This window comes from Rhizobium leguminosarum bv. trifolii WSM2297, assembly GCF_000271845.1.
In genome coordinates this window covers 40,030-54,403 of sequence record NZ_JH719393.1, presented here as the reverse complement: position 1 = coordinate 54,403, position 14,374 = coordinate 40,030, and the positions used below count along the sequence as shown (strand labels likewise).

The following is a 14,374-nucleotide window of genomic DNA, read 5'->3' as shown; positions in this document are numbered from 1 at the left end:
CGATGCAGAACGCACCAGGTACCCAACGCCCTACTACCACGCAACATCGCGGCGTCACCTCGCTTCGATTTTGAAATATGGCCTTGGTGGAGCTTCGCCCGATTCCCAGAACTTTCCGGTCGAAGCCGGCGCCGTCGGACGTGGACGTGACCGCGTCACCAACGAGATCGATCCACCGACCATTATGTTGATGGACTACCTCGGTGTCTGTCAGATGTAGTCACCCCGCCTTCCGGCCCTTGAGGTCGGCCTGGATACTCTTTTTCAATGCGTCCATAATGTTGACGACGTTCGATGCGGGCGCTGTCGCTGTTTTACCCTTTGCGGTCTTCTTGGGCTTCAGCAGCTTCTTCTTCTCCTCGATCAACTTCAGAAGGCTGGCCTGGATCGGGTCGCTGACCATGTTCGTCGACCAGCGGGCTGACTTCTGCTTGATGAGTTTCTGGACAAGGGGAATGAGATCGGGGTCGGCTTCGGCCTCGATGTCCTCGAAGTAACTCTCCTCTGGACGTACTTCGTCGCCGAACCGCAGCGACCACAAAACAATGCCCTCGTCGCGCGGCTCGAGGATGACGGCACGCTCGCGACGACCCATTACGAGCTTCGAAACACCGACGACCTTGTCGGCCTTCATTGCGTCCCTGATTACGGCGAAAGCCTCGTTTCCGACCGCGTCGTCAGGCGTCAGATAGTGAGGCTTCTCGAAGTAGACCCAATCGATGCTGTTGGCCGGGACAAACTTTTCAATGTCGATGGTTTTCACAGTGTCGAGCGCCACCCTGTCCAGATCGTCGTCGGTGAGGATCACGTAGTCGTTCTCGCCGCGTGCGTAGCCCTTGGCCTCGTTCTCGTCTTTCACCGGCTTGCCCGTGACGGAATCGACGTACTGCGAGATGACCCGGTTTCCGGTATCGCGATTGAGGGTGTGGAAGCGAACCTTCTCGCTCTCGCTGGTCGCGGGGGTCATCGCGACAGGGCACGTGACCAACGAGAGCTTCAGGTAGCCTTTCCAATAATAGCGCGGTGCCATGGTCAATCTCCTCAGCTTGCCTTGCGACGCGGCGCGGTCCCAGTAGAAATGGCCTTGGAAGCTGCTCCGCGTGTTGCGCGCTGTCGACCAGTGCCCTGATTGGCATTGGCGGCAGTGCGTTTCGGCTTGTCCGCGGTGGCCTTCATCATCCCTGCGCTTTCGCGGAGGGCCGCGAGAAGATCGTTCGGCTTCGACACTTCGACCTTCTTCGGCTTCGGCAACGCTTTGCCCTCTATCTTAGCCTTGACCAGGTCGGCGAGCGCGGCTTCATAGCGATCGTCAAAGGTCGCAGGGTCGAAGGTACCCTTCTTGGTACCGATGATATGCTTGGCGAGATCGAGCATCTCCCCCTCGATCTTCAGCTTGGGGATTTCTTCAAAGGCCTTCTTCGACGAGCGTACCTCGTAGTCATAGTTCATGGTCGTCGCGATAAGGCCTTTGCCATGCGGCCGTATGAGCACGGTCCGCATTCGCCGAAAGAGAACCGTGCGCGCTATGGCGACGACATTCGACTTCTTCATGGCGTCGCGCAGAGCTGCGAAGGCCTCGCTACCCACCTTGTCAGGGGTCAGGTAGTAGGGCTTGTCGAAATAGACGTCGTCCACATCTGAGCAGGGAATGAAGGCATCAATCTCGAGGGTCTTGTTGCTTTCCGGGATCGTCGCGGCAACTTCCTCTGGATCGATGATAATGTACTGGCCAGTTTCGATCTCGAAGCCTTTTGTCTGTTGTTCCTTCGGAACCGGGTCCTCTGTCTCGCTGTCGATGAAGATGCGGTTCACCCTGTTCCCGGATGCCTTGTTGATCGTGTTGAATGTAATGCGCTCTGACGTGCTTGCCGCCGTATAAAGCGCTACTCCGAAGGAGACCTCACCGAATTTTACGAAGCCCTTCCACTGCGCGCGATGCCCTGTTGCCATGACGTTTCTCCGAATCACCTTGTCGCGACTCAAAGACGTCTCAGGATGATTCGTTCCGACTCGAAACGAATCAATTTTCAATAACTTATGGAATTGCGTTCACAGATTGATTCCGGGTTGAAACCGTGTCTGATGGTTGAGCAGAAGTTACGCTATGGGCTTTGCGCGGAGCGTCCAACCGAGAGGCGAGGAATGAACGGCAACACCGTGATCCTGTTCTTCCATCTGACGCGTGGTCACGATCCAATCCGGCTGCATGATCCTGGTGGTTCCTCGGTGCGGAGAAACTCGATGAAGGCATCGCCAGTATCGAGACCACCGCGTGATTCCCGCCCGTCGCGCTCCAGTGTCCATAGGTACCGCATCGTCATCCTCATTCACTTCGTTCGACAATGCATAGCGGGTACGGCCGTCGCTTCAAGCGCAGTATGACGGACAGTCGTTGTGTCGAGGAACCACTGGAATCGTAGCGAGTTTCTCTTGCGAACTTCATCAAGGGAGAAACTCGATGGCAACGACACAGACATCCCGAGGCCGCGCACAAGATCGCGCCCGCGTGGCGGGCGGCCAGGATCACGAGGTGCAATACGAAGCGAAGAAGGAAAGCGTCTCGAAGGATACCGTCAAAAAAGCGGTCAAGAGCGCCGGAAACTCCCGTAAGAAGGTCGAAGCCGAAATCGGCCGGCGCTAATCCGAGCGCCAATCCCGGCCTCAAGATCAACCCGGCGATCTCTCAGCTCGCCACGTCGAAGCAGGAGCCTTTCTGAGGTCTTCCATGACAAGGGACAATCCGAACGACTATCGCATCATGTCGAAAGCTGTCCGAGAATGGTATCGGTACTATGAGGTCGAATGGGACGATCAGGTGTCGTCGTTTCTCTGCGATGCGGCGATCGAGCTCTACGACCGCGGTTGCCGATCGGTGGAGGTGATGGCAACGATCTTGATCGGGACCTATGTCGGGCTGGCCGCCACTCGCATCAACGCGCCGTCGTCCTACTCTGTGCACTGATTCGGCCGCAGGTTCCGAGCCAATCTGACGGCCTGATGTTCACGCGCGCCTGGGTCTTACAAGCTATCATACAGTGCAATCGTCTGAGGATTAGCGAAGCTCTTCTTGAAGGGATGAGGACTATGCGCGCACGCTCGAATGGCGAAAGCGATTTTCCGCGGCTCGTTCCCCACGAATTGCGGTTGGCCGATTCAGCCATCGCCTGCGTGATCCCGCAGCCCCGCCCGCAGCGCTTCAGGCGATCGCGGAAAAGAATGGTCAGCCGCCATAAGAATGTGCTGCGTATCAATGGAACGCACAGCATGTTAGAAGGCTGCAACTCCGGAAAGGAGCATGCATGTCGCTGGACGTTCTTCCCAATCGTTTCAACCTGATCGGCGACAACGGCATGGTGGTTATGGGCGGGCAGCTCCTCCCAGCATGCGTCGTCGTGACCCAGGCGGCACTCAAAGATGCTCAGCTGCCGCAGAGTTCACCGGCTCGGTCCGCTACCCGACCTCGCCACAACCGAGGGTCGGATTTCAGTCACAGCAGATTATATCCGAGGGGCGACGCGAAATTGGTTGGGATCGGCCGAGCGTGGGAGCGCCATGGCCACGATCGCGCCCGCAACGGGAGCCCGGTTGCGGGTGTCGTTTCGATAGCCCATGCCTTCGCTGAGCCGGACCCTACGATGTTCGGGAGACCATAATGAAACTTCAGATCAAGCATCGAACACTTTACCGTTACGCCCGACCCGTCGGGCTGCTTGCGCACCGATTGATACTGTCGCCCCGAACCGCCCAACATCTTCGAACCTTGTCTTTCGGAATCGACTGCTCTGCGCGGGGATCGATCGACTGGGCGCAGGACGTTTTCGGCAACACGATAGCCACGGTGACGTTTTCTGAACAAGCCTCGGAATTGATGATCTCCAGTGACGCCGTTGTCGAGCAGACCGCCGACCCTTGGCCTGTTTTCAATATCGACATTTCGGCCCACACCTATCCCTTCACCTATTCAAGCGAAGACAAAACCGACCTTGGCGCATTTGCTGTTGCGACCTCTTCCGGTGGCGCGGTGTCGGGTTGGGCAAGAGCGTTTGTGCGCAGCAACCCGACCGACACGCTGTCACTCCTCAAGGATTTGAACGCCGGCATTCTCACAAAGGTCACCTACCGTATCCGAGATGAAGAAGGCACGCAGTCGCCCGAACAAACACTTGAACTCGCAAGCGGCTCATGCAGGGACATTGCGGCGCTCTTCATCGAGGCGGTGCGCTGCCTGGGCTTCGGTGCCCGTGCTGTCTCCGGCTATCTCTACGACCCTCAAGCCTCGGTCGATGACGGCGGATCGACGCATGCCTGGGCGGAAGTCTATCTCCCCGGAGCAGGCTGGATCGCGTTTGATCCCACCCACCGCAGGGTGGGAGCAGCCTGTCTCATTTCCGTGGCGTTTGCCCGCAACAATGGCCAGATCATGCCTGTGACCGGCGGATATGCTGGAACGCCGCAAGATTTCGTGGAAATGGACGTGTCGGTCAAGGTGGTCGAGATACGAGAATAGCGTGGGAGATGGCCGGCCCTCGACTGCCCTATGGCCAGGTCATCGACCCGATTAAGAGATTTCGAAATTGAAACTATTGCGTATCTGAGATACGCGAAAGTTTCATTTCTTGAAATTCCAGATAAATGATGTAACTTTCCCGTATCTGAAATACGCGAAAGTTACATCATGTCCCTTTATCTGGTCGGCGAAAACATTGATAAAGTGCGTGGTCACCGCCAAGCGGAGGCCGGGAAATTGGTCCATCTCATGCGCGGTATCTACGTCGATGCCGACGATAATATAGACCAGACGGTACGGACCCATGCTGTACGCATCGCCAAATACCTCTATCCGAACGCCTACCTGTCGGCTGCCAGCGCTGTCCTGCTCGGCCCGATGCGCGACGGTCGCCTGTTCCTGACCGGCCGTCGCGTGCAGCGGCAGCGCATCAGGACGCTCGAAATCATTCAGAATAAAGCGCCGGACCGCCCTTCTGTCGCGCAGGCTGCCGTCGGCGACGACCTGGGCGAGTTCCGCGTGGACGTATCTTCGCTGCGCCAGCGTTTTCTGGAGGCCTTCCGCATTCGCAGTGAGCATGCGGCCTCGTTCGACGACGACATGAAAGAGGCAATCGTTGCGCGGCTGATTGAAGAATACGGGAGTCCGGAGAACGCAGCCGATGCAGTGTTCAAGCTTGCCCGCGACAATGACTGGCTTGACGAAGGCAGTGCGGCCGAGCGTTTCCTCAAACGGACGCCGGCGGCCGCCATGGCAGTGACCAACCAGGCCGCGCTCGACCTGATCGTGGCGTGGCACGGGGCGCCGATCGGCAACCTGGCGCATGATGGCTTTGAATGGCGATGGAAGGCGTCCGATCCGGACGGCCCCCCGCTCGTGCGCCAGACTGCGCCCGGCAGATTGCCTCCCTTCATTGAATCACTGCTGCCGGAAGGCTGGCTGAGCAGGGTATTGAACAGCCCCGATGAGCGGGCGGAACTGCGTACCGGCAAGCGCTACATGTCGAACATCACGATTGTGGAGCGGGCAAGCGAACTGCCGACCCTTCCGGCCGATGTTTTGCTGACAAGGCTGAATGGCTTCACGGCAAATCACTTGTTCACAGGGACCTATGCCGGTCCAGGCCGCGGCGACATCCAGGACACGTTCGAACAGAACCTGGCAAAAATCTTCGCGACGGGCGCGACACCGCGCCTGTCAGGCGTGCAAATCAAGGCGCCGATGTTCCTCGATGCGGACGGCGCCCTGATGCCCAGCGCGAACAAACCATTCACGCATATTCTCAAACCCGCCGGAACATCGGGGTTCGAGGCGCTGCCCGCGATCGAATGGCAATCCATGGAACTTGGCCGGGCGGCCGGGTTCATAGTCCCAGCCATTGCGCTCGTCGCTATGCCGGATGGAATGCCCCATGCGCTTGCGGTTGAGCGGTTCGATGTCCGCACCAGCCTTGACGATATCCGCCGTCTGGCGCTCGAGGACATGGCGTCCGTTCTGGGCGTCCGGCCTGAAGACAAATACACGGGCACCATGGAACGGATCGCGTCCGCGCTGCGCCCGCTTTCCACGGACGCCGACGCTGACCTGCTAGTGGTTTTGAGGCGGGCATTGTTCGCATGGCTGATCGCGGATGGCGACATGCACCTCAAGAATATGGCCGTATTGAAGATCGCAGAGCCAGGCCGCGGAGATTTTGGCTCGGTCCGCATGGCACCGCTCTACGACGCAGTGACGACGCGGGTGTTTCCGAACCTGCAGAACGACCACATGGCTCTCAAAATCAGCGGCAAGGACGAACGGTTAAAGAGGGCGGATTTCAGGCGTTTTGCGGCGACGGCGGGTATCCCGGCGGCGGCTGCGGATTCCACTATGGATGAAATGACGGCGGCGCTTGCGCGCGGGCTAGATGAACTTGCTTTGCCGGACCCGCTGAAAGACGGTTCAGTCGGCGCGGAACGGGCGTCTCAGATGCGGGAGATTGTTCGCGAGCGCTTGGCCACTTTTGAATAAGTGTCGCGGTTCCAGTTTCTGATGCGCGAAGTCGCAGATTGCGCCGGTGGACCGGCATTCAAGGATTTGAATGATCGGCGGCTGCATGAGCGGGCGGAAAAGCGTCTCGCCTCGGCGCAGGCCCGCATCTTTCAAATCAGTTCAGCCAGGCAGCGGCGTCAAAGCCTTTCAATGCGGCGTGATCGCCTTCTTCGATCTAAACCGCCCGGTTGGGCAGGTGGGCGCGGACGGATCGCTAATAAAGTTACGCCTATTAAGGATCGCGATCATCGGTTCTCGCCCATGATACTATTCCGCAAGATGGAACTCGCCACCGGCCGCCCCCCGGCGAATAACGCCCCCTTCACCGATGCACGGCGGCGAGCGCAATGCCGTCGGCGACTTCCTGGCAGCGATCGGTCAAATTGGCCGTCGCCACACGCAGGTGGCTGCTCGGCAGAACCGAGAATTTCGCTCCCGGATGAACCGCGATGCCCCTCGCTGCGAGCGTGACCAGCGCAAATGGTTCCGAGGACACTGGGATCCAGGCGCAAAGGCCACCGCCATGGGCGGCTTCGACGCCGCGCTCGGCCAGCGCATCGATGAGTGCCGCACGGCGTTTGAGGTAGAGGTCGCGGGCTCGCAAGAGCGTCTCGTCCGTTGCCGGATCGCGCAGCAGCCAGGCCGCGGCCGATTGCAGGATGCGGCTCGTCCATCCGGCGCTGAAGGCGCGGTAGGACTGGATCTGCTCGATCAGTGCCCGCGAACCGGACAATACGGCGAGCCTGAGGTCGGGCCCGTGCGTCTTCGAGAAGGACAGGATGTGAATGACACGGTCGCGATAGAGTGAGCCGAGCGAGTGGCGCTGCGCCGACGAGATGTCGGCCACCCCGTCATCCTCCACGATCAGCGTATCGCTATCTTCGAGGATCGCGCCCAGTTTTTTTATCCGCGCGGCACTGACGCTTTGACCGGTGACGGAGTGAACGCGCGGCTGGAAGATGAAGGCGGCCGGCCGGTACTTCATCGCGTCCTCCAGCGATGCCGGCACGGGTCCCTCGCCGTCGCACTGGATCGGCAGGATACGGACCCCGCGATCTTCGAGAATATCGAGAAGCCGCATGCCCGTCGGCATTTCGATTGCGACCGAAGCGCCCGGCGTCACTAGGGCATGGATCAGCGTATAGACGGCATTGTAGCCGCCATTTGTCGCAAGGAATGCTTCCGGCTGATATGGCCAAGAGCGCCTGACAGCTTCTTCGAGCTCCGGCAGAATGCGGCTGCGCTGGTAGCTGTTCACATTCTCCGCATTCGCGCCATGGGCCATCGCCTCGCCAAGTTTCGGCAGCAGCCGGACATCCGGCACTGCTGCCGTCAGATCCAGAACGCCCTCGCCATAATCACCAACGCTTGCCAGACGCTCCGGCTTGGCGATGAAGCGGTCGCCGCTCACCCAGGTACCGTTTCGGCCCCGACCGCTGATGATTTTCTGCCGCCGCAATTCGCTCCAGGCTTCCGAGATGGTTGCCGGGCTAATTCCGAGCGCAAAGGCGAGGTCGCGGATCGCCGGCAATTTGGTACCCACAGGCAGGGCTCCGGCCCGGATCAAGGCACTGGTTTGGATCGCGATTCCGCGAATCGTACGATCATTCAAATTTTCAGCAAACCAGGCTGCGCCCTTAATCTCGCTCATTTTCGCGCCATTTTTTAAATGTTCAATAACGTAATAACATTTGATCAATCTGATTTGAACATTTACCCATTTCGAAAACAAGCTTTTAAATGAGAAATTCCGATGCCATTGACGCTCCGCCTCGCCCTTCGTGACTGGGACTACATGACCCCGCTGGTTCTCGGTGACGTCTCGTCGCCGAAGCTCGACATCAAGGTCGATCGTGTGGGCACGCTGATCTCGCATGTTGGCAAGAGCGACGAATATGATGCCGCGGAAATGTCCTTCAGCCGCTACACGCAGCTTCGCATCGACAGCGACGAAAGCGTCACCGGCATTCCGAACTTCATCATGCGCGGCTTCCGCCATCGCTGCATCGTCACGACCAAGGACAGCAAGCTTCAAGAACTCGGCGATCTCGCCGGCAAGCGCATCGGCGTGACCGGCTGGCGCGACTCCGGCAACACCTGGACGCGTGCCGCGATCCGCCGTGAGGGCGTCGAGGTCGAGGATGCGCGGTGGTACGCCGGCCGCCTGACCGACGCGCATCCCGTCATCGACCGCCTCGACGGTTTCGGCCGTCCCGGCCGCATCGAAGCGGCCCCCGGCGAACGGCCGATGGTCGACCTGCTGAAGGAAGGTGTGCTGGATGCGATCTTCACACCCTTCATGCCGGAAGGATATTTCGCCAGCAGCTCGCCTTTCCGACAGCTGCTATCCGACTTCCGCGGTGCCGAACGTCGCTATTTCGACGACGTGGGCTATGTGCCCGGCATGCACCTGATCGGCATCAAGTCGGCCATCGCCACCGAACATCCCTGGGTGATCGAGGAGCTCAGCTGCCTGATCGATGAATCGCAGCGCATGTGGCTTTCCAAACGGCGGAAATATGCCGAGACGACGCCTTTCATGTTCGACGAACTGCTGAAATGCGCCGCCGAACTGCCGCAAAGCTGGAACGCGAGCGGTTTTGCGCCCAACCGAAAGATGATCGCCGACTTCGCCGGGGAACTGCACGCGCAGGGTATCCTGCCGCGGCTGATGACGCCGGAAGAACTGTTTCCGCTCGATCCTGACGGCAAGCCGATAGCGGCTGCCGCCTGAGACCCAAACGCACAATCAAAAAGGGGAATGACCATGCAAATGAAGAAAATGACCACTCTTGCGCTGGCCGGCGTCATGCTCTCCGGAGCAGCCTTCGCCCAAGAAGCAAGCCTGCCGAAACTCTCGGTCAACGAGGAACTGAAGGCCAAGTTGCCAGAGGCGATCCGCACCGCCGGCAAGATGATTTCCGTCAACAACGGTTCCTTCCCTCCCTATGAGATTGTCACCGGCACCGAGATGACCGGTGCCAGCGCCGACCTGACCGACGCGCTCGGAGAGATCCTCGGCATCAAGATCGAGCATGAGACGGTCGGCGGCCTGCCCGCCCTCCTCACTGGCATTAACTCCGGCCGCTACCAGTTCGCCTTCGGCCCCATCGGCGATTTCAAGAGCCGTGAAGAGGCCAACGACTTCGTCGATTGGGTCCAGGAATTCGTGGTTTTCGCGGTCCAGAAGGGCAACCCGAAGGCGATCACCTCCCTCGACACCGCCTGCGGCAACCGTATCGCCGTCATGGCTGGCGGCTCGGCAGAAAAGGTCATCCAGGTCCAGGCCGAGAAGTGCAAGACCGATGGCAAGGATCCGATCGAAGTCCAGTCCTTCACCGATCAGCCGAGCTCGATCCTCGCTGTCCGTTCCAAGCGTTCGGATGCCTTCTTCTCCTCCCAGGCGCCGCTCACCTATTTCGTGTCGCAGGCCAAAGGCCAGCTGGAGCTCACCGGCGTCGGTCAGAAGAACGGATTCGAAGCGCTCTACCAGGGCGCCGTCGTTCCGCAAGGCTCGCCGCTCAGCGCGGTGCTGCGTGACGCAGTCAAGCTTCTGATGGATAATGGCACATATGCCGCCATCATGAAGAAGTGGGGCCTCGAGAACAACATGATCAAGGAGCCGGGCGTCAACCTCGGCGGGACATTGCCGAAATGAGCATTGATATCATGAACACCGCGTCGCCACCCGGCGATGCGGCCGCACGGGATGTGGCGCATGCCCAAAAGCCTTTCCCGGCCGGTCGTGTCGCGGCCTGGATTGTCGTCCTGGTGATTGCCGCCTACTTCGCCTGGTCGGTTGCCGGAAACGAGAATTTCGGCTGGCCCGTCGTCGCCCAGTATTTCTTCGATCCTGTCGTCATCAGCGGCCTCTACGTCTCGCTTGGCCTCACCGTTGTAGCGATGATCATCGGCGTCGTTATCGGCCTGCTGCTCGCCGTCGCCCGCATGTCGAAGGACCGTCTCGCAAGCTCGCTTGCCTCGCTGTTCATCTGGTTCTTCCGCGGCACGCCGCTGCTGGTGCAACTGATCTTCTGGTACAATCTTTCCACCCTCTTCCCGACACTGTCGATCGGCATCCCCTTCTTCGGACCGACCTTCATCAGTTGGGACACCAATTCCGTCATCAGCCCGATGACGGCGGCCATTGCCGGCCTTGCTCTCAACGAGTCCGCCTATATGGCGGAGATCATCCGCGGCGGTCTGTTGTCGGTCGACAGGGGCCAGTACGAGACCGCTGAAGCCTTCGGCATGACCCGGGCAAGGGCGCTCCGCCGCATCATCCTCCCGCAGGCGATGCGTTCGATCGTTCCGCCGACCGGCAACCAGCTGATCAGCATGATCAAGGCGACCTCGCTCGTCAGCGTCATTGCCATGGCCGACCTGCTCTACTCGGTCCAGTCGATCTACAACCGCACCTTCGAAGTCATCCCGATGCTGCTCGTCGCTGTCAGCTGGTACCTGCTAATCACCTCGGTGCTGAATATCGGCCAGGGCTATATCGAGCGCTATTACGGCCGTGGTGACCGGCGCACCGGCAGCGCCAATACCGAAAAGGAAGCCGCCATGCCGGCACCGGCACTTGCTGGCACACAGGAGGCGAGCCAATGAACACGACCGCGACCGTCGAACCGCTCGTGCGGGCCCGCAACGTGCACAAATCCTTCGACCAGCTGGAGGTTCTGAAAGGCATCGATCTCGACGTCGCCCCAGGCGAAGTCGTCGTCATCCTGGGGCCTTCGGGTTCGGGCAAATCGACCTTCCTGCGCTGTATCAACCGCCTTGAAGCGATCAACCAGGGATCGATCGAGGTGGATGGCGAGCAGATCGGCTACAGCTTCCGCAACGGCAAGCTGGTGCAGCTTTCCAATCACGCCGTAGCCCTTCAGCGCCGCAAGATCGGCATGGTGTTCCAGCAGTTCAATCTCTACCCGCATATGACTTCGCTGCAAAACATCATCGAGGCCCCCGTCGGCATCCACGGTGAAAGCCGCAAGGAAGCGACGGAAAATGCCAAGCGCCTGCTCGAACGTGTCGGCCTCTCAGCAAAGGCTGATAACTACCCCCGCCAGCTTTCCGGCGGCCAGCAACAGCGCGTGGCGATCGCCCGCGCGCTGGCGATCAAGCCGAAGCTGATGCTCTTCGACGAGCCGACCTCGGCGCTCGACCCTGAGCTGGTCGGCGAAGTGCTCGCCACCATGCGTGACCTCGCCAATCAGGGCCTGACAATGATCGTCGTCACCCACGAGATCGGCTTTGCCCGCGAAGCGGCCGACCGCGTCGTGTTCATGGACGGCGGCAAGGTCATCGAACAGGGCAAGCCCGAGAATGTGCTCGGCAATCCGCAGCACCCGCGCACCCGCAGCTTCCTGTCGCGCGTCATCTAGCGCGGCATCTTCCCCCTCCCCTTCAACCGCCCGCCGCAGCCGCGGCGGGGAGCCCATGCAAGACCGGAACCGCCATGCACCTGACAAACGACTATGCCAGCCTTTCGGATTTCGAGCCTGCCAAAGCCGAGCTGACGGCGATCCGCCGCCATCTGCACGCCAATCCCGAGCTTTCCTTCGAAGAGACCGAAACCGCGCGCTTCGTCGCCGAAAAGCTGGAGGCCTGGGGTTACGAGGTGACACGCAATGTCGGCGGCCATGGCGTCGTTGCTCGCATGACAGTAGGCAGCGGCAAGAAGAGCATCGCAATCCGCGCCGATATGGACGCGCTTCCGATCACTGAGCAGAGCGGACTCGACCATGCCAGCAAAGTGCCGGGCAAGATGCATGCCTGCGGCCATGACGGCCACACCACCATTCTACTCGGCGCCGCCGAGTATCTGGCCCGCACCCGCCGCTTCTACGGCACCGTGACGCTGATCTTCCAGCCGGCCGAAGAGGCAGGTGCAGTCAGCGGCGCCCCGGCGATGATTGCCGACGGCCTGTTCGAGCGTTTCCCGTTCGACGTGATCTACGGCATGCACAACCATCCCGGCGCCCCCGAAGGCACCTTCCTGATGCGCTCCGGCCCGCTGATGGCCGCCGCCGATACGGCCGAGATTACGATAAAGGGCAAGGGCGGGCATGCCTCGCGCCCGCACCTGACAATCGATCCCGTTGTCGTTGTCTGCCACCTCGTCGTCGCGCTTCAGACCGTGGTGTCGCGCAGTGTCGACCCGACGCAGACGGCCGTGGTGACCGTGGGCGCGATCCATAGCGGCGAGGCGTCGAACGTCATTCCCGAGAACGCCAAGCTCCTGATGACCATCCGCTCGTTCGATCCCGAGGTGCGCGAGCTTCTGGAAGCGCGCATCCGCAAGCTAACCGAATCCGTTGCCGATGGCTTCGGCGCCAAGGCGGAGATCGATTACGTCCGCGGCCATCCCGTTGTCGTGAATTCCGAAGCCGAGACCGAGTTTGCCTGGAAGGTTGCCGAGGAACTGGTCGGTGCCGACAAGGTGACGACCTGCGCCCTCATTCCCGGCAGCGAAGACTTCTCCCATTTCCTCGAGCACAAGCCCGGCGCCTTTCTGCGTCTCGGTAATGGCGTCAACTCGGCGATCCTGCATAGCGCCAAATATGACTTCGCGGACGGAAGTCTGACGGCAGGCGCTGCGATGTGGGCGCGGTTGACCGAACGCTACCTCGACGAATAGGCTCTCTCGACAGCGCATTGCGCCCGCAGGCCCGCCGGCGACGAGGCAGTTTGCGGCGACTACATTGGAAATTTCAAAAAACAGTACGCGAAGACGTGTTGACGAGGTCACCTGGTTGAATCCCAGACGGTTTATACCTAGATCAACGGTATGCTTGATCATTCGTCTCGACCGTCGACGCCGTCAAATATCCCGATGGATGCCCTTAGCGAAGTCCTGCAAGACTTTCGCTTGAGTGGCGTCAACTATGGACGCTGCGAACTCAGACATCCCTGGAGCATCGCGTTTCCGCAACAACAGCTGCTTCGTTTTCATTTTGTCAGCCAGGGTCCATGCTGGATCCATACCGAACCTCAAGGGTGGCAGGAGTTGAACAATGGCGATCTGGTGCTGCTGCCGCAAGGCATTGCGCATCGATTGGCCAGTGCACCAGATGTTGAGGGCGACTCGCTTGAAAGCTGTCAGATAACAAAGTTGGGGAGCAATGTCTGCGAAGTGGTGCGGGAAGGAACGGGTGCGGCCAGCACTCTCTTCTGCGGCTCCATGGCCTTGGGCGCCCATGCGCTCAACCCCTTGATCGCTCTGATGCCGCCAATCATCAAGGGCTGCGATGTAGCCGGCAACGATCCGATCGTCGCCCCGCTGCTCGCCGCTATGTCGGCCGAGGCGACACAGCCCCAAATGGGAAGCGCGACTGTCCTGTCGCGCATGGCGGATTTGCTTGCTGCCCGGCTTATCCGCTGCTGGGTCAATTGCAGCGGAGGGTCGACCACCGGTTGGCTCGCCGCCATCCGCGATCCCCACATCGGTCGTGTCTTGGCGGCCATGCACCGAGACCCGGGGCAAAACTGGACGCTCGAAAGCCTCGCCGGCGTGGCAGGCCAGTCGCGCTCAATTTTCGCCGAGCGCTTCAGCGCTATTTTAGGAGAAGGCGCGGCGCATTATCTTGCCCGTCTGCGTATGCAACTTGCTCGCGAGCTGCTGGGACAAAGCGGCCTGTCCGTTGCCGAAGTTGCTTCCCGGTTAGGCTATGAGTCTGAGGCATCCTTCGCGCGTGCCTTCAAGCGCGTCACCCGCGTCTCGCCGGGTTTTGTGCGCCGCACAAGTTCCGGACGAACGGACATGAATTTCGGATTATAAGACACATATCGTCCCCGAAAGTTCGTCTATGAAATCTCCCAACATAGGAGATG

At 60.1% G+C, this 14,374-nt stretch carries 13 protein-coding genes; 10 read left to right on the top strand and 3 right to left on the bottom strand.

What is annotated here, in order from left to right:
* Positions 1-220: 220 nt before the first annotated feature.
* Positions 221-1,030, bottom strand: coding sequence for a Ku protein (locus RLEG4DRAFT_RS04015; protein WP_003575407.1), 810 nt, complete (start codon positions 1,028-1,030; stop codon positions 221-223).
* A gap of 11 nt (positions 1,031-1,041) precedes the next feature.
* The gene (locus tag RLEG4DRAFT_RS04010; RefSeq protein ID WP_003575404.1) at positions 1,042-1,950 is read right to left on the bottom strand and encodes a Ku protein; all 909 of its coding nucleotides are present in this window, start codon (positions 1,948-1,950) and stop codon (positions 1,042-1,044) included.
* A gap of 508 nt (positions 1,951-2,458) precedes the next feature.
* Between RLEG4DRAFT_RS04010 and RLEG4DRAFT_RS04005 the strand changes: the two genes are divergently transcribed.
* The 4 genes from RLEG4DRAFT_RS04005 (at position 2,459) to RLEG4DRAFT_RS03985 (ending at position 6,517) form a co-directional block, all read left to right on the top strand.
* Positions 2,459-2,641, top strand: coding sequence for a DUF3606 domain-containing protein (locus RLEG4DRAFT_RS04005; RefSeq protein WP_003575402.1), 183 nt, complete (start codon positions 2,459-2,461; stop codon positions 2,639-2,641).
* Between the two features lie 84 nt (positions 2,642-2,725).
* Entirely contained in the window at positions 2,726-2,962 is a 237-nt protein-coding gene (locus RLEG4DRAFT_RS04000; RefSeq protein WP_003575400.1) for a hypothetical protein, read from the top strand.
* A 690-nt stretch (positions 2,963-3,652) separates the two neighbouring features.
* Positions 3,653-4,507: a transglutaminase family protein gene (locus RLEG4DRAFT_RS03990; protein WP_003575395.1), complete on the top strand. Its 855-nt coding sequence runs from the start codon at positions 3,653-3,655 to the stop codon at positions 4,505-4,507.
* A gap of 168 nt (positions 4,508-4,675) precedes the next feature.
* Positions 4,676-6,517: a type II toxin-antitoxin system HipA family toxin gene (locus RLEG4DRAFT_RS03985; protein ID WP_003575393.1), complete on the top strand. Its 1,842-nt coding sequence runs from the start codon at positions 4,676-4,678 to the stop codon at positions 6,515-6,517.
* 343 nt (positions 6,518-6,860) lie between these two features.
* Here the strand turns inward: RLEG4DRAFT_RS03985 and RLEG4DRAFT_RS03980 are convergent, their stop codons facing one another.
* On the bottom strand, positions 6,861-8,189 hold the full coding sequence (locus RLEG4DRAFT_RS03980) for a PLP-dependent aminotransferase family protein (protein WP_003575391.1): 1,329 nt from the start codon (positions 8,187-8,189) through the stop codon (positions 6,861-6,863).
* A 102-nt stretch (positions 8,190-8,291) separates the two neighbouring features.
* On the opposite strand from RLEG4DRAFT_RS03980, the gene RLEG4DRAFT_RS03975 reads away from it, so the two are divergent.
* From RLEG4DRAFT_RS03975 to RLEG4DRAFT_RS03950, 6 genes are all read left to right on the top strand, one after another.
* Positions 8,292-9,272 carry a hypothetical protein gene (locus tag RLEG4DRAFT_RS03975; RefSeq protein WP_003575389.1) on the top strand — a complete coding sequence of 327 codons (981 nt, stop codon included), beginning with the start codon at positions 8,292-8,294 and terminating at the stop codon, positions 9,270-9,272.
* Positions 9,273-9,305: 33 nt separating this feature from the next.
* A complete protein-coding gene (locus tag RLEG4DRAFT_RS03970) occupies positions 9,306-10,196 on the top strand; it encodes an ABC transporter substrate-binding protein (protein WP_003575387.1) in 891 nt (296 codons plus the stop codon).
* Positions 10,193-11,149, top strand: a complete 957-nt coding sequence (locus RLEG4DRAFT_RS03965; protein WP_003575385.1) for an amino acid ABC transporter permease — start codon at positions 10,193-10,195, stop codon at positions 11,147-11,149. The genes RLEG4DRAFT_RS03970 and RLEG4DRAFT_RS03965 overlap by 4 nt, the downstream gene beginning before the upstream one ends.
* Positions 11,146-11,925, top strand: coding sequence for an amino acid ABC transporter ATP-binding protein (locus RLEG4DRAFT_RS03960; RefSeq protein WP_003575383.1), 780 nt, complete (start codon positions 11,146-11,148; stop codon positions 11,923-11,925). The genes RLEG4DRAFT_RS03965 and RLEG4DRAFT_RS03960 overlap by 4 nt, the downstream gene beginning before the upstream one ends.
* A gap of 74 nt (positions 11,926-11,999) precedes the next feature.
* Positions 12,000-13,181 (top strand): M20 aminoacylase family protein, encoded by a 1,182-nt coding sequence (locus RLEG4DRAFT_RS03955; RefSeq protein ID WP_003575381.1) that lies wholly within the window; start codon positions 12,000-12,002, stop codon positions 13,179-13,181.
* A 150-nt stretch (positions 13,182-13,331) separates the two neighbouring features.
* On the top strand, positions 13,332-14,321 hold the full coding sequence (locus RLEG4DRAFT_RS03950; RefSeq protein ID WP_003575380.1) for an AraC family transcriptional regulator: 990 nt from the start codon (positions 13,332-13,334) through the stop codon (positions 14,319-14,321).
* The last annotated feature ends 53 nt before the right edge of the window (positions 14,322-14,374 follow it).

Bases quoted from the DNA above. Each gene is read 5' to 3' on its own strand.
- RLEG4DRAFT_RS04015 (WP_003575407.1), bottom strand. From the start codon at position 1,030: ATGGCACCGCGCTATTATTGGAAAGGCTACCTGAAGCTCTCGTTGGTC.
- RLEG4DRAFT_RS04010 (WP_003575404.1), bottom strand. From the start codon at position 1,950: ATGGCAACAGGGCATCGCGCGCAGTGGAAGGGCTTCGTAAAATTCGGT.
- RLEG4DRAFT_RS04005 (WP_003575402.1), top strand. From the start codon at position 2,459: ATGGCAACGACACAGACATCCCGAGGCCGCGCACAAGATCGCGCCCGC.
- RLEG4DRAFT_RS04000 (WP_003575400.1), top strand. From the start codon at position 2,726: ATGACAAGGGACAATCCGAACGACTATCGCATCATGTCGAAAGCTGTC.
- RLEG4DRAFT_RS03990 (WP_003575395.1), top strand. From the start codon at position 3,653: ATGAAACTTCAGATCAAGCATCGAACACTTTACCGTTACGCCCGACCC.
- RLEG4DRAFT_RS03985 (WP_003575393.1), top strand. From the start codon at position 4,676: ATGTCCCTTTATCTGGTCGGCGAAAACATTGATAAAGTGCGTGGTCAC.
- RLEG4DRAFT_RS03980 (WP_003575391.1), bottom strand. From the start codon at position 8,189: ATGAGCGAGATTAAGGGCGCAGCCTGGTTTGCTGAAAATTTGAATGAT.
- RLEG4DRAFT_RS03975 (WP_003575389.1), top strand. From the start codon at position 8,292: ATGCCATTGACGCTCCGCCTCGCCCTTCGTGACTGGGACTACATGACC.
- RLEG4DRAFT_RS03970 (WP_003575387.1), top strand. From the start codon at position 9,306: ATGCAAATGAAGAAAATGACCACTCTTGCGCTGGCCGGCGTCATGCTC.
- RLEG4DRAFT_RS03965 (WP_003575385.1), top strand. From the start codon at position 10,193: ATGAGCATTGATATCATGAACACCGCGTCGCCACCCGGCGATGCGGCC.
- RLEG4DRAFT_RS03960 (WP_003575383.1), top strand. From the start codon at position 11,146: ATGAACACGACCGCGACCGTCGAACCGCTCGTGCGGGCCCGCAACGTG.
- RLEG4DRAFT_RS03955 (WP_003575381.1), top strand. From the start codon at position 12,000: ATGCACCTGACAAACGACTATGCCAGCCTTTCGGATTTCGAGCCTGCC.
- RLEG4DRAFT_RS03950 (WP_003575380.1), top strand. From the start codon at position 13,332: ATGCTTGATCATTCGTCTCGACCGTCGACGCCGTCAAATATCCCGATG.